The organism is Alphaproteobacteria bacterium (genome assembly GCA_037200005.1).
GTDB lineage: Bacteria > Pseudomonadota > Alphaproteobacteria > UBA9219 > RFNS01 > JBBCGY01.
In genome coordinates this window covers 1,260,382-1,285,940 of sequence record JBBCGY010000001.1, presented here as the reverse complement: position 1 = coordinate 1,285,940, position 25,559 = coordinate 1,260,382, and the positions used below count along the sequence as shown (strand labels likewise).

The following is a 25,559-nucleotide window of genomic DNA, read 5'->3' as shown; positions in this document are numbered from 1 at the left end:
CTTTCGTGCGAGAAATTGTCCCCATGATATTCATTTAAAACGGAGATTTTAGATGTCGCATGGAGAAAGGGTGCTTGCCCGCTTGCAGGATTTTGCCCCTGCAACCGAAACCTCGGATATTTTACATGAAGCGCGGTCGGGAGTCGTCGCATCCCTCCGTGAAGTGGGGAAAATGAATGCCGATCTTACGGTCATGGACAAGATTTTTGGCAAGGTAACCGAGACCATCGATGGATTGCCTGTGGAAGCGCGGATTCAATGGAATACCGCCTTCATGAATATATGTGCCGAGTATAGCGAGCTGTACACGAAGGGTGGGCAAGCGGAAGAAAAGCACTGCGAGGGCTTACGGAAAGTCGTTGACGGAAAAACCATTCGCTTGGCCGATCCGCACACCGGGAAAAAGCGCGGCATCTTTAACCCTTATTACGTCAACTGGCGCGCGGCGGCCGATCTCGCTTACGGCCATGCCGGACTGTTCGGTGTGAGGTTGCATAACGATATTTTCGCCGAAGAAGACATCCGCGCGCGTTTCCGGATGGCGCAGCAGGCGCATGCCGCGACGAAGGATTTCGTCGGGAATGTTCTGCTCAGTCCGTCGGAAATCAGAGGCCTTATCGTCCCGCATCCCGACCGCGATTCCATCGCCTTCGGCTATTTGGTGCCCAGAAAGGGGCCGGTAGTGAAATTCGTTTAGGCTAATTTCCGCGCGGCTGCCATCAATGCCGCCACCCGCGCTGGATCGACCGGATTGGCGGCTTTGCCGTCTTGCTTGAAATAACTGCCGACGATCGCGCCGTCGATTTTTCCGGCATAGTCCGGCAGATTGTCCGCCGTGATGCCGCTGCCTATGTAAACCGGCAGGCTCGACGCCGATTTGACCGCTTCTATGGCGCCCGGATCGGTGGCCTGGCCGGTTCTCGTGCCCGATACGATCAGGGCGTCGGCGAGGCCGCGCTGCTGGGCATCGATGGCGTCCGTGGCAAGCCCGCGATCCACCAGCGGCGCGGCATGCTTGACGCCGATATCGGCGAAAATCAGCGCCCTGGATTTTAGCGCCGCGCGCAGGCGCAGCGTTTCATGGCTCTTGCCCAGGATCAATCCCTGCTCCGAGACGACGGCTCCCATATGGATATTGATCCGCACGAAGGCGGCTCCGGCGGCCACGGCTATGGCGACGGCGGCGTGAGCATCATTGCGCAGGACATTGACGCCGAGCGGAATATTGAACGCCTTGGCGATTTGCCGGGCGATGACGCTCAGCGCGGCGACGGTTTCAGCCGGAACGCTGTCGGGATAAAAGGGCGTGTCGTGGAAGTTCTCGACGATCAGCCCGTCGATGCCCGCCCCGGCGAGAATTTTCGCCTCTGCAAAGGCGGTCTCATAGACGCGCTCGATATCGCCGTCATAAAGCGGCGCGCCCGGCAGCGGCGGCAGATGAACGCAGCCGATGATCGGACAGCGGCGGGAGAAGAGGGAGGCTGCGGGCATAGATTATTAAGCCGCCGCGCCGAGCTGCGCCCTGACCAGCGCGCCCGCCTGGGCGAAATCCATCTGTCCGGCATAGGCGTTCTTCAGTTCGGCCATGACCTTGCCCATATCCTTGATGTCCTTGGCGCCGATGGCGGCCACAACTTGGGCGATAGCAGCTTTAACTTCCTCTTCACTCAGCCTTTTCGGCATGAAGCTTTCGATGATGGCGATTTCTTCGCTCTCCTGCTTCACGAGATCGGCCCGCCCGCCTTTTTCATACATGACCACCGATTCGCGGCGCTGCTTGACCATGCCTTCCAGCATGCTCAGAATCGCGGCTTCGCCGATGCCGTCCATATTGCCGCTCGGCCTGACCTCGATATCCCGCTCGCGCAGTTTGGCGATCATCATGCGGATGGTGGCGGTTTCCCGCTCCTGCTTGCCGCGCATGGCGTCCTTGAGGGCATCCATAATTCGTTGACGTAGCGACATTTTCGATAATCCTTCTTGCATCGGTATGATGCATCGGCCATATTCTCAACCTTGATATGGCCTTTGCCATTGATATCCAACATAGCCGTAAATATATGCTCATGCCAAGTACGCCTCACCAGCGCGCCGTTTCATGCGCGCCCAGTTCCGACATTATGACAGGCATTCTGGTTCTGGCGGACGGCTCGGTATTCCGGGGACGGGGAATAGGGGCCGCCGGTTCGGCGGTCGGCGAGCTATGCTTCAATACCTCCATGACAGGGTATCAGGAGATTTTGACCGATCCCAGCTATGCCGGCCAGATCATCACTTTTACCTTTCCCCATATCGGCAATGTCGGCGCGAACCTCCAGGATATCGAAACCGTGCGCCCCACGGCGCGCGGGCTGGTTCTGCGGGCCGATATATCGTCGCCTTCCAACTGGCGCGCCTTTGAGCATCTGTCGCCCTGGCTCGCCGCCAACAACCTGATAGGCATCACCGGTCTCGATACGCGAGCGCTGACGATCCGCATTCGCGATATCGGCGCGCCCAACGCCGTGATCGCGCATGATCCCGAAGGGCGCTTTGATGTCGAAGCCTTGATCGCCAAGGCGCGGGACTGGCCTGGTCTCGAAGGCATGGATCTCGCCAAGGAAGTCACTTGCGCCGAGACTTACGGATGGCAGGAAACGGCGTGGCGTTGGGCGGAACAAGGCGCGGGATACGGCCAGCAAGCTCATCCTCGCCGTCATGTCGTCGCCGTCGATTACGGGGCGAAGCGGAATATCCTGCGGCTTCTGGCGGAAAGCGGCTGCCGGGTTACCGTGGTGCCGGCCCAGACCAAGGCAGAGGACATTCTGGCGCTCAAGCCTGACGGCGTATTTTTATCCAACGGTCCCGGCGATCCTGCCGCGACCGGCGTTTATGCGGTGCCTCTCATTCATGCCTTGCTTGAACGCAACATTCCTATCTTCGGCATTTGTCTTGGGCATCAATTGCTCGCGCTTGCCCTTGGCGCCAAAACCGTAAAAATGCCTCGCGGCCATCGTGGCGCCAATCACCCGGTCAAGGAACTGGCGACGGGCAAGATCGAGATCACCAGCCAAAATCACGGTTTCATGGTCGTTCCGGAAACCCTGTCGGCCGATGCGGAAATCACGCATGTCAGTCTGTTCGACGGTAGCAATGAGGGCATAAGGCTGAAAAATCGTCCGGTCTTTTCCGTCCAGTATCATCCCGAAGCCTCCCCAGGTCCGCATGACAGTCAGCATTTATTTGGGCGGTTTATGGACATGATGGAGAAAAACAAGTGAGCAAATTGCCGAAGATATCGCCGACGACGCTGTTCTCGCTAACGCTGTTTTTGTCTGCGGGACTGATGTTCGCGGTGCAGCCGATGCTGGGGAAGATGCTGCTGCCGATGGTGGGAGGAGCGCCGAGCGGGTGGCTGACGGCGCTGGCGTTCTTCCAGATCGGGCTGCTGGGGGGATACTGGGTGGCGCATATGCTGTCGCGGTATCCGGCGCGGGCGCAGGGCTATGCGACGCTGGGGCTGCTGGTGCTGGGCGCGGTCATGCTGCCGCCGCACCTGACGGCAGGATCGGACTCTAACATAGGCAGCGCGCTGCAAGTTCTGACCTTGCTGCTGACGGGGATATCGCTGCCCTATGTGGCGCTGTCGACGGTGAGCAGCGGACTGCAAAGATTATACGCGGCGGGAGAGAAGACGGCGGGCGAGAAGCCGTACTTCCTGTACGCGGCGAGCAATCTGGGGAGCTTCGCGGGATTGCTGAGCTATCCGTTTATCGTGGAGCCGTCGCTGCCGCTGACGGCGCAGAGCGTGGTGTGGGCCTGCGGTTACGGGCTGCTGATCGTGCTGGTGGGAGGATTGCTGCTGCTGCCGGTGAAGAAGGAAGCTGCGGCCGAAATATCTGCGCCAGCCGAACCCGCACTGCCGACGCCGATCAAACTGAAGCTGAAATGGCTGGTGCTGGCGTTCGTGCCGTCGAGCCTGAGCATGGGGCTGACGGCGCTGATCACGGCGGACCTTGGATCGGTGCCGCTGTTCTGGGTGGTGCCGCTGGCGCTTTATCTGCTTACTTTCGTTATTGCTTTCGGGCGGAACAGAAAACTGCAATCGGAAGATTTGGATATTTCCCATCTTATTCTCACCGGCATGGTGATACTCATATTTGTCGCGTTCGGCAATTGTAGCGTATCTTCATGGACCATGGCGGCGCCTTTGGTGGGGGTGTTTTTCGTAACCGCCCTCTGGTGTCATTTGCAGTTGGCGTCGCTCGCGCCGGACGAGAGCAGGCTGACGGAGTTTTATCTGTGGCTTGCGCTCGGCGGGGCGCTCGGCGGGATATTCAACGCGTTCCTGGCGCCGGTTTTGTTTATGTATCCGCTGGAGTTCGTACTGATTTTGCTGATGAGCGTCATGCTGCATCCGATGCCCAGAAAAAGATGGCTGGTGTATTCGGGAACGCTTGGCACTTTAATTTTCATCGTCGCGGGCGCGAGCACTCTTTCCGTCGATCCGGAGGCAGGCAAAGCGCAGTATCAACTCGTAGAATTCTTTATGCGGCCTATGGGCCTGGTGGTGTTGGCCGGGATCGCCATGGCTGCCTTATTTCCGCACCTGCTGGCCGTCACAGGCATCGTTCTGATGGCGCTCATAGTATCGCCGCTCAATATTCGCCAGCCGGTCGATATTCAGCGCGACTTCTTTGGAGTCATGAAGATCGTCGATTCCCCTTGGGAGGGTCAAGTTTGGAGACGGTTCATGCATGGGTCGACGATCCACGGCATGCAGATGATCAAGCCAACGGTGGAGACTTCGGTTGTCTCCTATTACGCGCCGCTGCGCAATGTGTTCGAGGTTCAGAAACCTCGCGACGTTGCCGTTCTGGGGCTTGGCGCCGGGATTATCCTTTGCCTCCAGGCACCCGACCGGCATTTCACGGTGTACGAGATCGACCCGCTGGTGCGGGAGATGGCGATGAAGTGGTTCACCTTCATCAAAGAATGCGGCGAGCCACGCTGGCGGATCGGCGACGGCAGACTGGAACTGCAGCGCGATACCGAGGCACGGTACGATATGATCATCGCGGATGCTTTTTCGTCGGACTCGATTCCGGTGCATCTGCTGACTCGGGAGGCGCTGGAGTTATATCTTCGCAGGCTTAATTCTGGCGGATTGCTCACGCTTCACATAAGCAATCGCTATTACGATCTTATCGGCCCGATCAGTGCTCTGGCTCATGACTTGAACAGCCAAGCGTGGTTGTTTACGGATCGGAGGGTAGACTTCAAGCTTGGGAAGCTCGCGAGCCAATGGGTTATTATCGCGCCGCCTGGATCGGATGCAGGCGCGTTGCAAACTTATGGTTGGCAGCCTCTGACTGAACACTCATTCCCCATCTGGCGCGACGATTACGCAAATCTGCTGAGAACAATGAGAATCTTGCAGAATGTGGAGAAGCCGTAAGGCCATGACAGAGATAGCGAAAGAGGGGCAACGCGAGAGTCCGCAGACCATCATGTTCTCGCTAACGCTGTTTTTGTCTGCGGGACTGATGTTCGCGGTGCAGCCGATGCTGGGGAAGATGCTGCTGCCGATGGTGGGAGGAGCGCCGAGCGGGTGGCTGACGGCGCTGGCGTTCTTCCAGATCGGGCTGCTGGGGGGATACTGGGTGGCGCATATGCTGTCGCGGTATCCGGCGCGGGCGCAGGGCTATGCGACGCTGGGGCTGCTGGTGCTGGGCGCGGTCATGCTGCCGCCGCACCTGACGGCAGGATCGGACTCTAACATAGGCAGCGCGCTGCAAGTTCTGACCTTGCTGCTGACGGGGATATCGCTGCCCTATGTGGCGCTGTCGACGGTGAGCAGCGGACTGCAAAGATTATACGCGGCGGGAGAGAAGACGGCGGGCGAGAAGCCGTACTTCCTGTACGCGGCGAGCAATCTGGGGAGCTTCGCGGGATTGCTGAGCTATCCGTTTATCGTGGAGCCGTCGCTGCCGCTGACGGCGCAGAGCGTGGTGTGGGCCTGCGGTTACGGGCTGCTGATCGTGCTGGTGGGAGGATTGCTGCTGCTGCCGGTGAAGAAGGAAGCTGCGGCCGAAATATCTGCGCCAGCCGAACCCGCACTGCCGACGCCGATCAAACTGAAGCTGAAATGGCTGGTGCTGGCGTTCGTGCCGTCGAGCCTGAGCATGGGGCTGACGGCGCTGATCACGGCGGACCTTGGATCGGTGCCGCTGTTCTGGGTGGTGCCGCTGGCGCTTTATCTGCTTACTTTCGTTATTGCTTTCGGGCGCGGCTGGAAACCGGATGAGGGGGGCTTGTCGTCCCTGACGCTGTTGCTTATCGGCCTGATGACGGCGGTTTATGTTTTAAATGGCGGATTGCTGGCCCCCGATTGGATATCCGCGCTCCTGCCGCTCGCCGTTTTTTTCACGACTGCCCTTCTGTGCCATACGCGGCTGGCCGGGCTTGCCCCGGACGAGAGCAGGCTGACGGAGTTTTACCTGTGGCTTGCGCTCGGCGGGGCGCTCGGCGGGATATTCAACGCGTTCCTGGCGCCGGTTTTGTTTTCCTATCCGGTGGAATTTATGCTGGTGACCTCGGCCAGCGTCTTATTGCTGCGCAAAACGCCGCCGGCGCGGCTTGCGCGATATAGCAACGTCATCGCCGTCGCGGCGTTTGTCTTCGTGTTGATTCGGTTCGGCGTTTTCGGCGCGGCTGGTTTTGTGACGTTGGTTGCATATAGCGTCGGAACGCTTGTCAGTTTTCTATTGCTGGGATACTTCCCGCGCCAACTGGCGATTACGGGCCTTCTTGTCGTGGTTTTGTTGATCTCGCCTTTGCTGGAAACCAACCGCGTCGCGCGCGGGAGGAATTTTTTCGGCGTATCCACGATTGCCGATTTCCATAATCCCGAAGGAGAAACATGGCGCTTGTTCATTCATGGTTCGACCGTGCATGGCCTGCAGCGGGTAGCTCCGGAACCTCCTGATGTAACGCCTCCGATATATTTCAAGCCGCTGGAGGAGATGTTCCATGACAGCCGCATTCAAGATGTGGGCGTCATCGGCCTGGGAGCGGGGATGGGGTTATGCTTCAAAGCGCCCGGCCGGCATTTCACGGTGTACGAGATCGACCCGCTGGTCAAAGAGATGGCGGAAAAGTGGTTCACTTATATCAAGGAGTGCGGCGAGCCGCGCTGGCGGATCGGCGACGGCAGACTGGAACTGCAGCGCGATGCCGAAGCCCGGTACGACGTGCTGATCATCGACGTTTTCTCCAGCGGATCGATTCCGACGCATATGCTGACCCGGGAGGCGCTGGCGCTCTATGGAGCGCGCCTTAAGCCGGGCGGATTCATTCTTTATAATATCAACAACCGTTATTACGATTTTCATGCGCCGCTCGCCGCTCTTGCGCGCGATGCCGGATGGCAGGCATGGCGGCACGGCGCGGATCAGGATGATATCTTTCATGGCATCGGCGCGAGCAAGTGGGTGCTTTTGGCTCCATCGGATCAGGATTTAAGCCGGTTCAAGGCCATGGGATGGCACAAGATACGTGACCGGAACTTCACCATATGGCGCGACGATTATACGAATCTGCTGAAGGCGATGAAGGTCATGCAGAATGACAAATAAAAGCGGCATGTTCTCGCTAACGCTGTTTTTGTCTGCGGGACTGATGTTCGCGGTGCAGCCGATGCTGGGGAAGATGCTGCTGCCGATGGTGGGAGGAGCGCCGAGCGGGTGGCTGACGGCGCTGGCGTTCTTCCAGATCGGGCTGCTGGGGGGATACTGGGTGGCGCATATGCTGTCGCGGTATCCGGCGCGGGCGCAGGGCTATGCGACGCTGGGGCTGCTGGTGCTGGGCGCGGTCATGCTGCCGCCGCACCTGACGGCAGGATCGGACTCTAACATAGGCAGCGCGCTGCAAGTTCTGACCTTGCTGCTGACGGGGATATCGCTGCCCTATGTGGCGCTGTCGACGGTGAGCAGCGGACTGCAAAGATTATACGCGGCGGGAGAGAAGACGGCGGGCGAGAAGCCGTACTTCCTGTACGCGGCGAGCAATCTGGGGAGCTTCGCGGGATTGCTGAGCTATCCGTTTATCGTGGAGCCGTCGCTGCCGCTGACGGCGCAGAGCGTGGTGTGGGCCTGCGGTTACGGGCTGCTGATCGTGCTGGTGGGAGGATTGCTGCTGCTGCCGGTGAAGAAGGAAGCTGCGGCCGAAATATCTGCGCCAGCCGAACCCGCACTGCCGACGCCGATCAAACTGAAGCTGAAATGGCTGGTGCTGGCGTTCGTGCCGTCGAGCCTGAGCATGGGGCTGACGGCGCTGATCACGGCGGACCTTGGATCGGTGCCGCTGTTCTGGGTGGTGCCGCTGGCGCTTTATCTGCTTACTTTCGTTATTGCTTTCGGGCGCGGCTGGAAGCCGGATGAGGGGTGGTTGGAACTGATTGCCGGCGTTCTGCTGGCAATACAAATCGTCGTCTTGCAAAGCGTCGGCATATTTATGATCGGCTGGATTTATGCCGTTCTGCCGATCGCGATATTCTTGCTGACTGCCTTGCGATTCCACACGCGGCTTGCGTCGCTCGCGCCGGACGAGAGCAGGCTGACGGAGTTTTATCTGTGGCTTGCGCTCGGCGGGGCGCTCGGCGGGATATTCAACGCATTCCTGGCGCCGGCTTTGTTTCCTTACCCGATGGAATTCTGGTTCGTCGCGATTGCCAGCATGTTTTCCTATGCGCAGATTAAGCCTGCCGGATTTCTATGGAAGTGGAGGAACGTGCTTGCCCTCGGCGTTTTTTTGTACGGGCTTGCGGTTCCGGCGATACCCGGCAAGATTATGGGAATATCGCTTCAGTCCATTGCGATGCTGGCCGGATTGCTCCTTTTGATGCCTTTGCCGCGGCAGTTCGCGGCGGTGGCCTTGGCCATGGCGGTGATGGCCATGGCGGTTTTTTGGGGCGTGGCTATTCCGGGCGGGCATCGCCCCATCGCCGTCGCGCGCGATTTTTTCGGGACGCTGCTTGTGCGCGAACGAGCCGATTATAACGGCGATCTGTGGCATCTCCTTGTGTCGGGATCGGGCGTGCATGGCATGCAGCGCATGACGCCTCAGCCGGATGTGGAGCCGGGCATGAATTTTACGTCGCTGCAAAAGTTATTCGACCGGGACAATGTTAAAGACGTGGGTCTGATCGGCTTGGGAGTGGGCATGTCTTTATGTTTTAAAAAGCCGGGCAGGAAATTCACGGTGTATGAGATCGATCAAAAAGCCATAAACTTCGCGAGAAACGAATTTACCTATATCGAGGAATGCGGCGAGCCGCGCTGGCGGCTCGGCGACGGCAGATTGGAATTGCAGCGCGATAAAGACGCGCGTTACGATTTGCTGATGGTCGATGCGTTCGCCGGCACGGCGGTTCCCGTGCATTTGCTCACGCGCGAAGCGCTTGCCGTGTATGATGCCCATCTGAAGCGCGACGGAATCGCGGTTTTCAATATCAACAGTCTTTTTTATGATTTTAACGAGCCTCTCGCGGCCATCGCCCATGAGGCCGGATGGCAGGCTTGGCGCCGTAATGACGACCTTTATAATCCCCTCTATAATACGATCATGAGCAACTGGGTGCTGCTGGCGCGCGGCGATCAGGATTTAAGCCATCTGGAAACGTCGGGATGGCGTAGAATAGACGACGACGGTTATCCCGTCTGGCGTGACGATTATGTCAATCTGTTAGGAAGCTTAAAGGTGTTTCACAATGCCCAAACGCACTGATATCAAATCCATTTGCATCATAGGCGCGGGCCCGATCGTCATCGGCCAGGCCTGCGAGTTCGATTATTCCGGCGTGCAGGCCTGCAAGGCGCTGCGTCAGGAAGGATACAGGATTGTCCTGGTTAATTCCAATCCCGCGACGATCATGACCGATCCCGATCTGGCCGACGCGACCTATATCGAACCGATTACGCCGGGGATGGTCGCCAAGATTCTGGAGCGCGAAAAGCCGGACGCCTTGCTGCCGACCATGGGCGGCCAGACGGCTCTGAATACCGCCATGGCGCTGGTCAAAGACGGAACGCTTGCGCGTCTTGGCATCCAGCTTATCGGCGCCAATCAGATGGCGATCGAGAAGGCCGAGGACCGGCTGCTGTTCCGCCAGGCGATGGAGAAGATCGGCCTGGAATCACCGAAGAGCCGCATGGTCAAATCGCTTGCCGAAGCGGCTGAAGCTTTAGTGGAAGTCGGCCTTCCCGCCATTATCCGTCCCAGTTTCACCTTGGCCGGAACGGGCGGCGGCATCGCTTATAACCGGCATGAATTCACCGACATCGTCGAGCAGGGGCTTGCGGCCAGCCCGACGCGCGAAGTGCTGGTCGAGGAATCCGTTCTCGGCTGGAAAGAATACGAGATGGAGGTGGTGCGCGACAGCAAGGACAATTGCATCATCATCTGTTCCATCGAAAATATCGATCCGATGGGCGTGCATACCGGCGACAGCATCACGGTGGCCCCCGCGCTGACGCTGACCGACAAAGAATATCAGATCATGCGCAACGCCTCGATCGCGGTCTTGCGCGAGATCGGCGTCGATACCGGCGGCTCGAACGTCCAGTTCGCGGTCAATCCCGCGAATGGCAGGATGGTCGTCATCGAGATGAATCCGCGAGTCAGCCGCTCTTCGGCGCTGGCGAGCAAGGCTACCGGCTTTCCCATCGCCAAGGTGGCCGCGCGCCTCGCGGTCGGCTATACGCTCGACGAGCTTCAGAACGACATTACCGGCACGACGCCGGCTTCGTTCGAGCCGACGATCGATTACGTCGTCACCAAGATTCCGCGTTTCGCATTCGAGAAATTCCCCGGCACCGACGCGTTGCTGACCACGTCGATGAAATCCGTCGGCGAAGTCATGGCCATCGGCCGCACGTTCCAGGAATCGATGCAGAAGGCGCTGCGCGGCCTGGAATACGGCTATGACGGGTTTACCGAAATCAAGGTGGAAAGCGGCAACGCGCAGGCCCTGCGCAGCATGCTCGCGCGCCCCGCGCCGGACCGGATTCTCGTGATTGCGCAGGCGTTGCGGGAAGGCATGAGCGTCGAGGACGTCTGCGCCGTATGCAAATATGATCCCTGGTTCGTGGAGCAGATCGCTGAAATCGTTGCCATGGAAGCCGAATTGCGCCAGAAGGGCGCGCCCGGCGATGCGCGAAGCTGGCAACAGGTCAAGAAAATGGGCTTCTCGGACAAGCGGCTGGCGCTGTTGACCGGCCGCAAGGAATCCGAAATCGCCGCCGCCCGGCGCGCGGCGGGGGTTACGCCGGTTTACAAGAGGATCGATACCTGCGCGGCGGAATTCGCGTCGCATACGCCGTATCTCTATTCGACCTATGAGGGCGACGGACAGCAGGCGGGATCATGCGAAGCCGTGCCGAGCGACCGCCGCAAGGTGGTTATTCTCGGCGGCGGGCCGAACCGGATCGGGCAGGGGATTGAATTCGATTATTGCTGCGTTCACGCGGCCTACGCGCTGCGCGAGGCTGGAATCGAAACCATCATGGTCAATTGCAATCCCGAAACCGTATCGACGGATTACGATACTTCCGACCGGCTGTATTTCGAGCCTTTGACCGCCGAAGACGTGATCGAGCTCATCCGCGTGGAACAGCGCAAGGGCGAGTTGCTCGGCGTCATCGTGCAATATGGCGGGCAAACGCCGCTGAAGCTCGCCCATGCGCTTAAAGACGCGGGCATTCCCATTCTCGGCACCAGCGTCGATGCCATCGATCTCGCCGAAGACCGCGAGCGGTTCCAGGCCTTGCTGCAAAAACTGAATTTGCGGCAGCCGGATAACGGCACGGCGCGCACTATGGAAGAAGCCGTGCGCGCGGCGAACAGGATCGGTTATCCCGTTGTGATCCGTCCGTCCTACGTGCTTGGGGGAAGGGCGATGGAAATCGTCTATGACCAGGCCGGGATCGAGCGTTATCTGGAACATGCGGTGCAGGTTTCCGGCGACAATCCGGTGCTGATCGACAGCTATCTGCAGGCGGCGGTCGAGGTCGATGTCGATGTGCTGGCGGACGGCAAAGATGTATTCGTCGCCGGCATCATGGAGCATATCGAGGAAGCGGGCATTCATTCCGGCGACAGCGCATGCAGCCTGCCGCCCTACAGCCTGCCCAAATCCATCGTGGATGAAATCGCGCGGCAGTCCGACGTGCTGGCGCGGGCCATCGGCGTCGTCGGGCTGATGAACGTGCAGTTCGCGGTCAAGGACGAGACGGTCTATATTCTGGAAGTCAATCCGCGCGCTTCGCGCACCGTGCCCTTCGTCGCCAAGGCGACGGGAATTCCCATTGCCAAAATCGCGGCGCGAATCATGGCGGGTGAAGCTCTCGCCTCTTTCAAGCTGCGTCCGGCCACCCTTGGGCATGTGGCGGTCAAGGAAGCGGTATTTCCCTTCGCGCGCTTTCCCGGAGTCGATGTCGTTCTGGGGCCGGAGATGAAATCGACCGGCGAAGTCATGGGACTCGACCGCGATTTCGCCCGCGCCTATGCCAAGGCGCAGATGGGGGCGGGAGAGCAATTGCCGACCGGCGGCACCTGCTTCATCTCGGTGCGCGACCGCGACAAGACGGCGATTCTGCCGATTGCCCGGCGTATGCATGAGCTTGGCTTCAAGATCATGGCGACGGCAGGAACCGCGAAGATTCTGGAGCAAAGCGGATTGCAGGTGCGCCGAATTAACAAGGTATATGAAGGCCAGCCGCACATCGTGGATGCCATCATTAACGATGAAATTCATTTCATGATCAATACGACCGAAGCCGGTAAGGCGGCGCTTGCCGATAGCTATAGCCTGCGGCGAACGGCGCTCATGGGGAAAATTCCTTATCAGACGACGATTGCCGGGGCACGGGCCGTTGCCGACGCCATCGCGGCCATGCAATCCGGCATACTTGCGCCGGAGACGCTTCAGAGTTATCTTAAGGACGTCTGCTGAAAGAATAACCATCTCGCGCATGCTTTGCGTCGGGGATGGTTGTTGCTATTCGTAATGTTATAATGATCACGGGGCCGGTAAATGATAGAAAAGATTCCAATGACGCTGCCTGGTTTCGAGCGTCTGGAAGAAGAGCTGAAACACCTGAAATCCAGCGAGCGCCCTGCCATCGTCAAGGCGATTGCCGAGGCGCGCGAGCATGGAGACTTGTCCGAAAACGCCGAATATCATGCGGCGCGCGAGCGCCAGAGCTTCGTCGAAGGCCGGATTCAGGAGCTTGAAGACAAGATCAGCCGGGCCGATGTCATCGATGTCAGCAAATTGGCCGGCAAGGTCGTCAAATTCGGCGCGACGGTCGTATTGGTCGACGAGGACAGCGAAGAGCAGGTCAAGTATCAGATCGTCGGCCAGGACGAGAGCGACATCAAGGAAGGCCGCCTGTCCGTCACCGCGCCGCTCGCGCGCGCGCTCATCGGCAAGACGGTCAAGGATAAGGTTGAGGTCAGCACCCCCGGCGGTTCGAAATCATACGAAATTATTAAAGTCGCGTATAAATGACCCCCGGTTGCATGGCATGAATGAAATTCAGCAACTCGCGCAAGAATACGGGGCGCTGTTCTATGTCATTTGTTTTGTTTGGGCATTTCTCGAAGGCGAAACTTTTCTACTGTTTGCCGGTCTGGCCGCGTCGCAAGGCTTGCTCGACCTCCATCTTTTGATCCTGTCCGCGTGGCTGGGCACGGCTTGCGGCGATTTCGGATTCTTCCTGCTAGGGCGGCATGCCGGCGGGTGGCTGATTGAGAAGTGGCCGAAATTGAAAAAAGGCCGCGATGTCGTGATCGGCTGGATGGAGCGCCACGCCGTCGGATTCATCCTGACCTACCGGTTCATTTATGGCGTGCGGAATATCAGCGCGGTAGCCATCGGCATGAGCCATCTGACCTGGCAGCGGTATTTCCTGCTGAATTTCTGCGGCGCGGGAATCTGGGCGGTTAGTTTCGCCAGCGCGGGCTATCTGTTCGGCGATATTTTCGCCCGCGAGGAAAATCCCGTCATCAGCATCATGATCGCCGTTCTGCTGCTGTTCGCGGCGATCATGGTCGTGCGGTATTTGCTGGCGCAATGGAAGAAGCGGAAATCAGAGAAGTCCGGCCTGCCGGTCGAATGATATATCTTTGTTGAACTGCAACGCCGCCAGCCTTGCATATAATCCGCCTTCTTCGATCAATTCATGATGCTTGCCGGTGGTGACGAGCCGCCCGTCCTCCATGACGGCGATACGGTCGGCGCTCACGACCGTGGCGAGGCGGTGGGCGATGACCAGCGTCGTGCGGTTTCGCATCAGCTTCTCCAGCGCGTTTTGCACCAGCCGCTCGCTCTCCGCATCCAGCGCCGAAGTCGCTTCATCGAGCAGCAATATCGGCGGATTGCGCAGGATGGCGCGCGCGATGGCGATACGCTGCCGCTGCCCGCCTGACAGTCTTACGCCTTTCTCGCCGAGAAAACTGTCGAGGCCGTCGGGCAGCCTGAGCAGGAATTCGTCGGCATGGGCGGCGCGCGCGGCGTCCATGACTTCGACGTCCGAAGCCTCGGGGCGTCCGTAGCGGATATTGTCCCAGGCATTGGCCGAGAAAATAACCGGGTCCTGTGCTACGAGGCCGATGCGCCGCCGCACTTCGGCGGGATCGGCTTTGCTGATATCGACGCCGTCGATGGCGATGCTTCCCTGTTGCGGATCGTAAAAACGGAGAAGAAGCTGGAAGATGGTGGTTTTGCCCGCGCCGCTCGGCCCGACCAGCGCCAGCCTCTCGCCCGCTTGCACGGCGAAGCCAAGTTCTTGCAGCGCCGGTTGCGACGGACGCGAGGGATAGGAGAAAGTCACGTCCTTGAAATCGATGGAGCCGCGCGGCGGTTCTGGCATCGGCATCGGCGATGGCGGCGCGGCGATGGCGGGCGCGACGGCCAGCAGTTCGAAGATGCGTTCGGTAGCTCCTGCGGCCTGATGCAGATCACCCATCACTTCGCTGAGCGCGCCGACCGCGCCCGCGACCAGCACGGCATAGAAAATAAAAGATGAAAGCTGGCCCGCCGTCATGCGGCCTGTCAGCACGTCATGGCCTCCGGCCCATAGCACCATGCCGATGGCGCTGAACACCAGCGCGATGACCAGCATGGACATCAGGGCGCGGGCGCGAATCCGCCGCATGGCGGCGGCGGTGGCGTCTTCCACGCATGCATAAAAGCGCTCGCGGGCGCGGGCTTCATGCGTGTTGGCCTGCACCGTCTTGATGCCGTGGACGGTTTCCTCGGCATAGGAGGCGATGTCGGCCACGCGCTCTTGCGTATTCTTGGCATGGCGGCGCACCCGCCGCCCGATCACGACGATGGGCGCGACGGCCAGCGGCGTGACGACCAGCACCAGCAGCGTGAGCTTGCCGCTGGTGACGATCAGCATGATCATCCCTCCGGCCAGCAGCAGAAAGTTGCGCAGCGCCATCGAGACCGACGATCCCACCACCGTCTGCAGGATAGCGGTATCCGCCGACAGGCGCGCGAGAATATCGCCGCTGCGCGCGGTCTCGAAGAATCCAGGATCAAGCTTTAGCATATGGCTGTATAGCGCCCGCTGCAGGTCGGAGACGATGCGTACGCCCAGCCATGACACCAGCGAAAAACGCATATAGGTCGCGATGGACAGCAGCACGATCATGACAAGCAGCGTGAGCAGGGCATGATCGAGCATCGCCGGATTGGCGGTGATGAACCCTTGGTCAACGACCGCCCGCAATCCCGAACCGACGGCCAGCACCGTGCCTGCGGCGACGATCAGCGCGATCGCCGCGCCCGCCATGGCCGGACGATAGGGTTTGAGATAGGGCGCGATCTGGCGAAGAGGGCGCAATCTTTCGCCATTGCTTGCCTTTTGGCTGTCAACCGCCGGATGCATTTGCTCTAACCTTCATATTAACCCATTGAACGCAATGAAAAATAATCTCTTTTCATGGGGTTTGTCATGCGCTATTCGTTACCCCCGAACGGGGAGCGGGGTTTTGCGCTATTGCGGCAAGAGACTGGACAGCCATACATTTCAAGCATAGACAATTGCTTAGGTATGCATAACCGATTCCCCGATTGACGGGTTTTAATTTATCGAAAGGCAAGCGTAACATGAGTGATGTGGCCGAACAGGTTAAAAAGATCGTCGTCGAGCATTTGGGCGTCGATGCCGTCAAGGTAACGGAGAATGCCAGTTTTGTTGACGATCTGGGCGCGGACAGCCTGGATACGGTCGAACTCGTCATGGCCTTTGAAGAGGCGTTCGGCGTGGAAATTCCCGATGACGCGGCGGAAAAGATCGCCACCGTCAAGGACGCCATCGATTTCATCAATCAGAAAAAGGCTGCATGATTTCCCGCGTGGATTTGACCGCCGGGCAATCATGGTAGAAAATAGTCGCACGCACATGAATCCATGTGGCGTGCGATTTTTTTATTAATCCAGGGCTATGAGCAGGACGATGAGGCGAGTTGTTGTAACCGGCATGGGTTTGGTGTCGCCGCTTGGCGCAGGCGTCGCGCATAATTGGCGACGACTGACGGCGGGCGAAAGCGGCATCAGCAGGATCCAAAAATTTCCCTGCGATGATTTGCCCTGCCAGGTCGCCGGGCAAGTGCCGTTCGGCGACGCCGAGGGACAGGTGAATCTCGACCATTACATTCCGGTCAAGGACCAGAAGAAAATGGACGCCTTCATCCATTTCGCCATCGTGGCGGCGCATGAGGCGATGAAGGACAGCGGCTATGTGCCCGCCAATGACGAGGCCCGCAACCGCGCCGGAGTCCTGATCGGTTCCGGCATCGGCGGCCTGCCTGAAATCTATGATACCTCGGTCACCTTGTTCGAGCGCGGCCCTCGGCGGGTATCGCCGTTCTTCATTCCCGCTTCGCTGATCAATCTGGCGGCGGGACAGGTTTCGATCATCCACGATCTTCGCGGCCCCAATCACGCCGTCGTCACGGCCTGCGCTTCGGGCGCGCATGCCATCGGCGACGCGGCGCGCATGATCATGCTGGACGACGCCGACGTCATGCTGGCGGGCGGCGCGGAATCCGCGCTGTGCCGCATCGGCGTCGCGGGTTTCTGTGCCGCGCGGGCCATGTCCACCAGCTTTAACGCCACGCCGGAAAAAGCCTCGCGTCCTTACGATAAGGATCGCGACGGTTTCGTCATGGGCGAAGGCGCGGGCATCGTCATGCTGGAAGAATATGAGCATGCCAAGAAGCGCGGCGCGAAGATTTACGCCGAACTGATCGGCTACGGGCTTTCAGGCGACGCCTATCACATGACCGCGCCTGCCGAAGACGGCAATGGCGGTTTCCGGGCGATGCAGATGGCGGTCAAGCGCGCGGGGATTTCTCTGGACGAAATCGATTATATCAACGCGCACGGCACATCGACGCCGAAGGGCGACGAGATCGAGCTGAAGGCCGTCATGCGTCTGCTCGGCGATAGCGCGGGCAAAGCGGCTATGTCCTCGACCAAATCGTCGATCGGGCATTTGCTCGGCGCGGCGGGAGCGGTCGAGGCCATATATTGCATCATGGCGGCCAAGACGAATATCGCGCCGCCGACGCTCAATCTCGACAATCCTTCCGAGGAATGCCAGGGCATCAATCTCGTGCCGCATAAGGCGCAGGAGCGCGACATCAAGATTGCGCTGTCCAATTCCTTCGGCTTCGGCGGCACCAACGCTTGCCTGATCTTCAAGGAAGCGAATTAAATAAAATCACAGGGGAACAGGATCATGAGCAACGTTCTGAAAACTTTTCTTATGGTTCTGGCAGTCAGTCTCGGAGGTTCCGGCTTGGCCGGGGCCGCTGAAATCCGCTCAACCACCTCCGTCGCCGCCGCTACCATATATGCCGACCGGGCGCTCATCAACCGCGAGGGCAGCGTCAAATTGCCCGCGGGCGCGCATATCATTATCGCCGAGAACATGCCCGCCGGTTTTAATGAAAGCTCGCTGCGGGTGCAGGGCAGCGCCGATGCCGCTGTGAAGATCGGCGCGGTGGAGGTCAAACATATCTATCTCGCGGAACTGGCTCAGGCGGCGGAGCGTGACAGGGCCAAGGCCCTGCAGGCCAAGCGCGACGAGAGGGCGATGATCGAGGCCGAAGTCACGGCTTTGCAGACCCGCGCCGGATTCATCCAGCGCGTCGCCGAGGCGGGCGCGATTACCCGTCCTCAGGCCGATCTGGCGAAGCTGGATTTCGCCCCGGAAAAATGGGCGCAGGCATGGACGGCGCTGCAAACCGGCATGGCGGAAACGCAGAAAGAGCTTGCCGCCAAGGCCGTCGCCATCCGCAAGATCGACGAAGACATCGCGCAGCTCGAAAACAATTACCGCCAGGTGCAGACCGCGCAGCGCGAGCGGCGCGACGTGTATATCCGCGTCGAGGCGAAGGCCGATACCGATTTCGATTTCACGCTGACCTATCAGACGCCTGGCGCATGGTGGAGGCCCGTCTATGACGCGCGGCTCGATACCGGCAAGGGCGAGCTGTTGCTTGAGCAATATGGTCAGGTCGCCCAGCAGACCGGCGAGGATTGGCATAACGCGGCGCTGACGCTTTCCACGGCGCGGCCAGAACTCGGCACCGAAATGCCGCGCCTGGAGACCTGGTATATCCAGACCCTGCGCGAGATTTACGCCCAGAACGCCGCTTTCGCCGCCAAGAGGCAGGCGATGAACGTGGCTGCCGCGCCCGTGGCGGCAGAATTGTCCGCCGTCATGGATGCCGCGGACGGCTTGCAGGAACTCAAAAAAGTCAAGGAAGAGGCGCGCGCCGACAGCGCCGAAGTGGTCGTCACGGACTACAGCGCCGAATTCAAGGTGCCCGGCCGCGTCGACGTGAAATCGATTTCCGAGCCCGCCAAATTCTTCGTCGGCAAACAGGTGATGAAGGCCGCGCTCTATGCTCAAACCACCCCGCGCCTCGGGTCGCAAGCCTATTTGTTCGCCCGAATCGAGAATGCCGAGAAATTTCCGATCATTCCCGGCATGGCCGCCAAATACCGCGACGGCGCTTTCATGGGCAACGCGGCGATGAAACTGCTGCGGCCCGGCGAGGCGCAGGGATTGTCGTTCGGGGTCGACGACCGGGTGAAAGTTGATTTCCAGAAGGTCAGCCAGTCCCAGGATAATCCGACGCTGATGTTCGTCGGCGATATCACCGTGGAGCGCGCTTATAAGACCAAGGTCAAGAGTCTGCACGAAACCCCGATCAGCATTACGGTCTATGACCAATATCCGGTCGCGGGCGATCCCGACATCAAGACCGAATTGCTTGAGGACAAAACCACGCGCGGTTTCATCAAGGATGAGGAAAACCGCCAGGGCGTTCTGGTGTGGAAAGGCGACTATAAGCCGCAGGAGGAGAAATCCTTCGACGTCGCCTTCCGCGTCAAATATCCCAAGGGAAGCAAGGTGGGCGGGTTCTAAACCACTTACGGATTCAATTCCGGCAGGGGCCGCGAGCCGAAAGCCTTGCTTTTGCGCTCAGGCTCCGTCGATCCGCCTATCAGGGATTCCACCCATGGGGCGAATTCCGGATTATACAGGCGACGCTCGGGGTCATGGAGCCTGCTCTTGATATGCAGGCGCTGCTCGTCGGTAGAGGCCGCGTATATGTCCCGGAAAGCCCCGATCACCGCTGCCTGCGTGGCGGGCGGGTTGTCAGGCTGAAAGCCGTAGGTTCCGACCGTGTTCAGAAGATAATCCGCATCAAGGCCGGTGCCGTTCAGGACTTTCTTCTGGTAAACTGATTTCAGGGTGCTTGCGAACCGGCTGGAAATTTTTTCCTCCAAGGGCGATCCCGGCGCCGTCAATTTCAATAGATCGGCGCAGGTCCGCACGCAGCCGTTATAAGACCATTCGCGCTCCGATCCGCTGTCCCTGAAAAAACTATAGAGAACCGACCCCTTAAGGCCGTTATCGATCAAATTCCCGATTGCGGCATAGGCCAACGGATTATTGCCGTTGGATTCGGCGAATTTCACCGTCTCGCGAAGGTCGAAATAGATGTTCGGGAAATCGCCCATGCCCACGGGCATGATTTTCATGTCTTCCAGGGATTGCGCGCCATTATTCGCCGCGGCGGCAAGCCATCCGTCCACTTGTTTTTTGAGAGATTGAACGCTTGGCGGCGCCGAGTCCCAGAATTCGGGCGTAAACGGCGTTAGGGCGGTTTCGGGCGCTCGATCTTTGGATAAGCCTGCCTCTGCCGGGGTGGTCTGCGTCTTGTTATGACGCCACAAGGTGAGAAGTCCATGCATGCGGATATCTTTTGATTAATGTGCGCTATGCACGCCGACGCGATATCCGGCGGCGAGAAGGCCCGCCAGTTCGCTTTGGATGGTGATTTCACTCATGCTGGTAAGCCATTCCGACTGCTGATCTTTTTCGATCCGGCCCAGCGCGAAGCTTTTGCCGTCGGTCATCGAGAGATTGATCTCGCCCGTCGTATGGTTAAAATAAAGTCCGAGGGGTTCAGCCCGCAGCATTTCGTTAATGCTGATGATCGGCGTTCCTTCTTCGTTATTTCTGACTAACATCTTGCACATTTTAATATGCCTAAAAAGAGTTACTTCTTACCTCTTTAATGTAGCATACAAACGGCTTTTAAATAGCTTTTTAAATACTTTCACGTCCTCAATAGTTTCATTAACCAGTCATTCCAAAAACTGTTCCTGGATAATCCGCTCTTCCAGGGCTGCTTCGGGATCGAAGAGCAGGGTGACGTTGACGTCCTTCTCCTGCTTGACTTCGACGTAGAGAACCTCGCGGATTTCGGTGAAATCGGCCACCGCGCTGACGGGCCGCTTTTCGGCCTCAAGCACCTCGAATGTAATCCTGGCATTCGTCGGCAACAGCGCGCCGCGCCAGCGGCGCGGGCGGAAAGCGCTGATGGGCGTCAGCGCCAGCACATTGGCCGTCAGCGGCAAAATCGGGCCGTGCGCGGAGAGATTATAGGCCGTGCTGCCCGCCGGGGTGGCGACCAGCACCCCGTCGCAGATTAATTCCCGAATCCGGTCTACGCCGTCGATGCCGACCCGCAGCTTGGCCGCCTGCCGGGTTTCGCGGAGCAACGACACTTCGTTAAAGGCGAAGGCCGTGGCGGTCTCGCCCTTGGCGTTCCGCGCCGCCATGACCAGCGGATGCAGCAAGACGTCCTGGGCCTGCTTAAGCCGTTCGGGCAGGCCGTCGGAACGATATTCGTTCAGCAGAAAGCCGACGGAGCCGCGCCGCATTCCGAACACCGGCTTGTGGTGCGTCAGCATGAGATGAAGGATTTCAAGCAGAAATCCGTCGCCGCCCAGCGCGACGGCATAATCGGCCTCGTCGATGTCCGATTGGCCATACCGGGCGATGCATTCGGCCAGGGCGGCTTGGGCTTCGGCCTGCTCGGCTGCTTGGAAAGAAATTTTCATGTGGATAGAAGCTCCTTAGGCCCTACCGTTAAAGATTTTGTAACCACTGTCAACGCATGGCTTAGATTGCGGCATTTCGCGGCATCGGGAGAAGGTTAATGCAAATCGATATCCGTATTCTCGAATTGCTGACGTCCAAGATATGCCATGACCTGGTAAGTCCCGTGGGCGCCATCAATAACGGGGTTGAATTGATCGAAGATGTCGGGGGCAGCGTCGTGGATGAAGCCATGAAGCTGATCGGCGATAGCGCCACGCAGGCATCGCGGCGTTTGCGGCTGTTCCGGCTCGCTTATGGCCGCGCCGGCAGCGAAGGCAATCTGACTTTCAAGGATATGGCCGAAACCATCGCCGCGCATTTCGACGGCACCAAGATCAAATTGAATTTCGCTCCCGATCTTTCGGTTGCCGGGCTTGCGGAGCGTCATGGCGCGCTTAAAGTGATCCTTAATCTCATTTTGCTGGCCGACGAAGCGCTTCCTTACGGCGGCGAGATCAAGATCGGGAAAGGCTCGGGCGCGTTCGAGGCCGGGACGGTCATTACGGCAATCGGGCGCGCCGCCGGACTGGCGCCCGCCTCGGCTGCCGCGCTGGACGGCGCGGTTGCCGTCGATGAAATCGCGCCGCGCACGGTGCATGCTTATGTGACCGGCAAATTCATGGCTCATTTCGGGTTCAAATCGGCCATCGAGGCGTCGCAGGCCGAACAGATAGCTTTTCTTTTCGTGCCCCAATAGGCAATGAGGGCCAATGCGGTCGCAGCCGTGCTCTATAAAAGATTGATATTCCCGTCGTGCGGTAATCCCTTATTAAACATTCCTAACCATGATGCTTCTGTTCGTTCGCGGTAGAAGACGCGGCGGCGTCGCTGCTGCGCTTCTTCTTTAATCTCGCATTCTCCGGCCTGCGTTCGCCGGGGTTTTGTCGTCGAGGCAATATATGGATGATCTGCTACGCGAATTTTTGACCGAGACTGCCGAGAGCATGGGGCAGATCGATGTCGAACTGGTGCAGTTGGAGCAGAATCCCAACAATCCGCAGTTGTTGAGCAGCATCTTCCGGCTGGTGCACACGATCAAGGGGACATGCGGATTTCTCGGTTTGCCGCGCCTGGAAAAAGTCGCCCACGCCGCCGAAAACGTATTGGGGAAATTCCGCGACGGCGAATTGCTCGTCTCGCCGCACGCGGTTTCGCTTATTCTCCGGTCGATGGACGCGATCAAATATTTATTGGGCGAACTGGAGGCCACTGAAAAGGAACCGGACGGCACCGATGCCGCCCTGATTGCCGATTTGAACGCGATGTCGGAGGGCGCGGCGGGGGCTACGCCGGCCATTGAAGTGCCGATGCCGGTTTTCGAGAGCGTGGAATTCGCCCAACCTGTTCCCGCGCCCGCGCAAGCTCCTTCGCCTGCCGTTCAAGAAATCCAGGAGACGAAAGCAGAAGAGAAACCTGCCGCTCCTCCGCCTGCCGCCGCGGCAGCAAAACCCGCGGCGAGTGGCGACGATCACGGCCACAAAGAATCCGCCGTCGCGAACCAGTCGATCCGCGTCAATGTCGAGCTGCTCGAAAATCTGATGACGATGGTCAGCGAACTGGTGCTGACCCGCAACCAGCTTTTGCAGATATTGCGGCATCAGAAGGAAAGCGAATTCAGCGTGCCGTTGCAGCGTCTCAACCATGTGACATCGGAATTGCAGGAAGGGGTGATGAAAACCCGGATGCAGCCGATCGGCAATGCCTGGTCGAAGCTGCCGCGCATCATTCGCGATTTATCGGTCGAGCTTAACAAGAAGATCGACTTGCAGATGATTGGCGCCGAAACCGAACTCGACCGGCAGGTGCTTGAATTCATCAAAGACCCGCTCACGCATATGGTGCGCAACTCCGCCGATCACGGCATTGAGGTTCCCGCCGACCGGCTCAAGGCGGGCAAGCCCGAGACCGGCAGGGTGACGCTGAACGCCTATCATGAAGGCGGCCATATCATCATCGAGATTTCCGACGACGGACGCGGCCTCGCCATCGACAAGATCAAGGCCAAGGCGCTGCAGAACAACCTTGCCACCGAGGCCGAGCTTGCAAGCATGTCGGATCAGCAGATCATGCAGTTCATTTTCAAGCCGGGCTTCTCGACCGCCGCCGCCGTCACCAGCGTTTCGGGCCGGGGCGTCGGCATGGACGTGGTGATGACCAACATCGAAAAAATCGGCGGCACGGTCAACATGCATTCCGAATTCGGCAAGGGCTCCCGATTCCTCATCAAGATTCCACTGACTCTCGCGATTGTTTCCGCGCTTATCGTCGAATGCGCCGGCCAGCGTTTCGCCGTGCCGCAGATCACCGTGGTCGAGCTGGTCCGCACCTCAGCCATCAGCGAGAACAAGATCGAGCGCATCAACGATACGCCCGTGCTGCGGCTTCGCAATCGTCTGCTGCCCCTCGTTTCCTTGCGCAAATTGCTGAAGATCGGCGGTGAAACCGAGGCGGAAGGCGATTGCTTCATCGTGGTGGCCCAAGTGGGACAGACGGTTTTCGGCGTCATGGTCGATCGCGTGTTCGATACCGAAGAAATCGTCGTCAAGCCGGTCTCGCCGATCTTGCGGAACATTACCATGTTCTCCGGCAATACCATTCTCGGCGACGGCAGCGTCATCATGATTCTCGATCTCAACGGCATCGTCCAGGCCGCCGGCGAGATCAAGGGCACCGATACCCTGCGGCAGCAGGAAGCCCATACGGAAACCGCGCAGCGGGAGGATCGGCAGGACCTGCTGTTGTTTACCGCCGGGCAGGGCGCGCCTAAGGCGGTGCCGCTCGCGCTCGTCGCCCGGCTCGAGGATGTGATGATGGATCAGGTTGAGTTTTCCGCTCGCCACCCCATGGTGCAGTATCGCGGAAAACTGATGCCGCTGATGACCATGGATCCCAGCCACGAAATTCGCCGCGAAGGCAACCAGCCGGTGCTGGTGTTTTCCGACGGCGATCATTCGATGGGCATTCTTGTCGACGAGATCGTCGATATCGTCGACGACAGGCTGCATGTAGAAATCTCTACCGACAAGCCCGGCTTGCTGGGCAGCGCCATTATCGCGGGCAAAGCCACCGAGGTCGTCGATACGGGATATTATCTGACGCAGGCTTTCAATGACTGGTTCGGCAGCGCCGAAGACGCCGGTTTCGGCGGCGAGCGGCATAACCGCATTCTTCTGGTTGATGACAGCCCGTTCTTCCGCAATCTGCTCGTGCCGCTGCTCAATGTGGCGGGATATCAGGTGACCACGGCCGAAAACCCGGCCCAGGCCTTGCGGATGCAGGAAGACGGCCATGAGTTCGACGTGATCGTCAGCGACATCGAAATGCCGGGCATGAACGGCTTCGACTTCGCGGTCGAAGTGCGCAAAAGCGGCCCGTGGCAAGGGTTGCCGATGATCGCGCTGTCCGCCCACGCCCACCGCGCGCGATCTGGAGCGCGGCCGCCAGGCCGGGTTTACGGATTACGTGGCGAAGTTCGACCGCGACGGGCTGCTCCATGCGCTCGAACATACGTTGTCGCCGAGAGTGGAGGCGCGCGCATGAGCACGGCAAATCTTCCCGCCGCGGCCAATGCCGCCCGTCCTCTGGCGAATGCCGGGGAGTCGAGCGATCTTGTCACGATGAAGATCGCCGACCAGATGTTCGGCATTCCGGTGCTGCAGGTCAACGATGTCCTGAGCCCGCAAAAAATCACGCGCATTCCGCTCACGCCGCCGGAAATCGCCGGTTCGCTCAATCTGCGCGGCCGGATCGTGACCGTGATCGACGTGCGTAGCCGCCTTGGCCTGCCACAGCTCGACGCGAAGCTGGAACGCATGAGCATCGTCGTCGATCATCACGGCGAATTATACAGCCTGCTCATCGATCAGGTCGGTGAGGTCATGAGCCTGTCCAATGCCGATTTCGAGCCTAATCCGCCGACGCTCGATAAACGCTGGCGCGAAGTGGCGCTGGGGATCTACCGGCTGCAGCAAAGTCTTCTGGTCGTGCTGGATGTTGCCAGGCTGCTGGATTTCGTGAATACCGATGACGCCGTTTAAC

The 25,559-nt window shown here is 59.2% G+C and carries 19 protein-coding genes and 1 pseudogene; 14 read left to right on the top strand and 6 right to left on the bottom strand.

Annotated features, from left to right (window positions below):
• Positions 1–52 precede the first annotated feature (52 nt).
• The gene (locus WDO70_06660; GenBank protein MEJ0062877.1) at positions 53–697 is read left to right on the top strand and encodes a hypothetical protein; all 645 of its coding nucleotides are present in this window, start codon (positions 53–55) and stop codon (positions 695–697) included.
• Here the strand turns inward: WDO70_06660 and WDO70_06655 are convergent.
• A complete protein-coding gene (locus WDO70_06655; GenBank protein MEJ0062876.1) occupies positions 694–1,491 on the bottom strand; it encodes a BtpA/SgcQ family protein in 798 nt (265 codons plus the stop codon). The two genes, WDO70_06660 and WDO70_06655, sit on opposite strands and share 4 nt — an antisense overlap.
• 6 nt (positions 1,492–1,497) lie before the next feature.
• Entirely contained in the window at positions 1,498–1,965 is a 468-nt protein-coding gene (locus WDO70_06650) for a GatB/YqeY domain-containing protein (GenBank protein MEJ0062875.1), read from the bottom strand.
• Positions 1,966–2,066: 101 nt separating this feature from the next.
• Here WDO70_06650 and carA point away from each other — a divergent pair, with 101 nt between their 5' ends.
• From carA to WDO70_06615, 7 genes are all read left to right on the top strand, one after another.
• The gene (gene carA / locus WDO70_06645; GenBank protein ID MEJ0062874.1) at positions 2,067–3,260 is read left to right on the top strand and encodes a glutamine-hydrolyzing carbamoyl-phosphate synthase small subunit; all 1,194 of its coding nucleotides are present in this window, start codon (positions 2,067–2,069) and stop codon (positions 3,258–3,260) included.
• Positions 3,257–5,437 carry a fused MFS/spermidine synthase gene (locus WDO70_06640; protein MEJ0062873.1) on the top strand — a complete coding sequence of 727 codons (2,181 nt, stop codon included), beginning with the start codon at positions 3,257–3,259 and terminating at the stop codon, positions 5,435–5,437. The genes carA and WDO70_06640 overlap by 4 nt, the downstream gene beginning before the upstream one ends.
• 4 nt (positions 5,438–5,441) lie before the next feature.
• Positions 5,442–7,616, top strand: a complete 2,175-nt coding sequence (locus WDO70_06635; protein MEJ0062872.1) for a fused MFS/spermidine synthase — start codon at positions 5,442–5,444, stop codon at positions 7,614–7,616.
• A complete protein-coding gene (locus WDO70_06630; GenBank protein ID MEJ0062871.1) occupies positions 7,606–9,765 on the top strand; it encodes a fused MFS/spermidine synthase in 2,160 nt (719 codons plus the stop codon). The genes WDO70_06635 and WDO70_06630 overlap by 11 nt, the downstream gene beginning before the upstream one ends.
• Positions 9,749–12,991: a carbamoyl-phosphate synthase large subunit gene (carB, locus tag WDO70_06625; protein ID MEJ0062870.1), complete on the top strand. Its 3,243-nt coding sequence runs from the start codon at positions 9,749–9,751 to the stop codon at positions 12,989–12,991. Before WDO70_06630 ends, carB begins: the two co-directional genes overlap by 17 nt.
• Before the next feature lie 84 nt (positions 12,992–13,075).
• Positions 13,076–13,549 carry a transcription elongation factor GreA gene (gene greA / locus WDO70_06620; protein ID MEJ0062869.1) on the top strand — a complete coding sequence of 158 codons (474 nt, stop codon included), beginning with the start codon at positions 13,076–13,078 and terminating at the stop codon, positions 13,547–13,549.
• 16 nt (positions 13,550–13,565) lie between these two features.
• Positions 13,566–14,159 (top strand): DedA family protein, encoded by a 594-nt coding sequence (locus tag WDO70_06615; GenBank protein ID MEJ0062868.1) that lies wholly within the window; start codon positions 13,566–13,568, stop codon positions 14,157–14,159.
• On the opposite strand, the gene WDO70_06610 is transcribed toward WDO70_06615, so the two are convergent.
• Positions 14,130–15,938: an ABC transporter transmembrane domain-containing protein gene (locus tag WDO70_06610; GenBank protein MEJ0062867.1), complete on the bottom strand. Its 1,809-nt coding sequence runs from the start codon at positions 15,936–15,938 to the stop codon at positions 14,130–14,132. The genes WDO70_06615 and WDO70_06610 overlap by 30 nt on opposite strands.
• Before the next feature lie 221 nt (positions 15,939–16,159).
• On the opposite strand from WDO70_06610, the gene WDO70_06605 reads away from it, so the two are divergent.
• The 3 genes from WDO70_06605 to WDO70_06595 all read left to right on the top strand — a co-directional run bounded on the left by WDO70_06605 (position 16,160) and on the right by WDO70_06595 (position 19,493).
• Positions 16,160–16,399, top strand: coding sequence for an acyl carrier protein (locus WDO70_06605; protein MEJ0062866.1), 240 nt, complete (start codon positions 16,160–16,162; stop codon positions 16,397–16,399).
• Between the two features lie 109 nt (positions 16,400–16,508).
• Positions 16,509–17,771 (top strand): beta-ketoacyl-ACP synthase II, encoded by a 1,263-nt coding sequence (gene fabF / locus WDO70_06600; GenBank protein ID MEJ0062865.1) that lies wholly within the window; start codon positions 16,509–16,511, stop codon positions 17,769–17,771.
• A 24-nt stretch (positions 17,772–17,795) separates the two neighbouring features.
• Positions 17,796–19,493: a mucoidy inhibitor MuiA family protein gene (locus tag WDO70_06595; protein ID MEJ0062864.1), complete on the top strand. Its 1,698-nt coding sequence runs from the start codon at positions 17,796–17,798 to the stop codon at positions 19,491–19,493.
• Positions 19,494–19,498: 5 nt separating this feature from the next.
• On the opposite strand, the gene WDO70_06590 is transcribed toward WDO70_06595, so the two are convergent.
• The 3 genes from WDO70_06590 to WDO70_06580 form a co-directional block, all read right to left on the bottom strand.
• Positions 19,499–20,326, bottom strand: a complete 828-nt coding sequence (locus WDO70_06590) for a hypothetical protein (GenBank protein MEJ0062863.1) — start codon at positions 20,324–20,326, stop codon at positions 19,499–19,501.
• A gap of 15 nt (positions 20,327–20,341) precedes the next feature.
• The gene (locus tag WDO70_06585; protein MEJ0062862.1) at positions 20,342–20,614 is read right to left on the bottom strand and encodes a hypothetical protein; all 273 of its coding nucleotides are present in this window, start codon (positions 20,612–20,614) and stop codon (positions 20,342–20,344) included.
• 108 nt (positions 20,615–20,722) lie between these two features.
• Positions 20,723–21,481, bottom strand: a complete 759-nt coding sequence (locus WDO70_06580; protein MEJ0062861.1) for an NAD kinase — start codon at positions 21,479–21,481, stop codon at positions 20,723–20,725.
• Positions 21,482–21,579: 98 nt separating this feature from the next.
• Between WDO70_06580 and WDO70_06575 the strand changes: the two genes are divergently transcribed.
• The 3 genes and pseudogenes from WDO70_06575 to WDO70_06565 all read left to right on the top strand — a co-directional run bounded on the left by WDO70_06575 (position 21,580) and on the right by WDO70_06565 (position 25,558).
• Positions 21,580–22,218: a histidine phosphotransferase family protein gene (locus WDO70_06575; GenBank protein MEJ0062860.1), complete on the top strand. Its 639-nt coding sequence runs from the start codon at positions 21,580–21,582 to the stop codon at positions 22,216–22,218.
• 202 nt (positions 22,219–22,420) lie between these two features.
• Positions 22,421–25,061, top strand: a pseudogene (locus WDO70_06570) (hybrid sensor histidine kinase/response regulator).
• On the top strand, positions 25,058–25,558 hold the full coding sequence (locus WDO70_06565; protein ID MEJ0062859.1) for a chemotaxis protein CheW: 501 nt from the start codon (positions 25,058–25,060) through the stop codon (positions 25,556–25,558). Before WDO70_06570 ends, WDO70_06565 begins: the two are co-directional and overlap by 4 nt.
• Position 25,559: the final 1 nt, after the last annotated feature.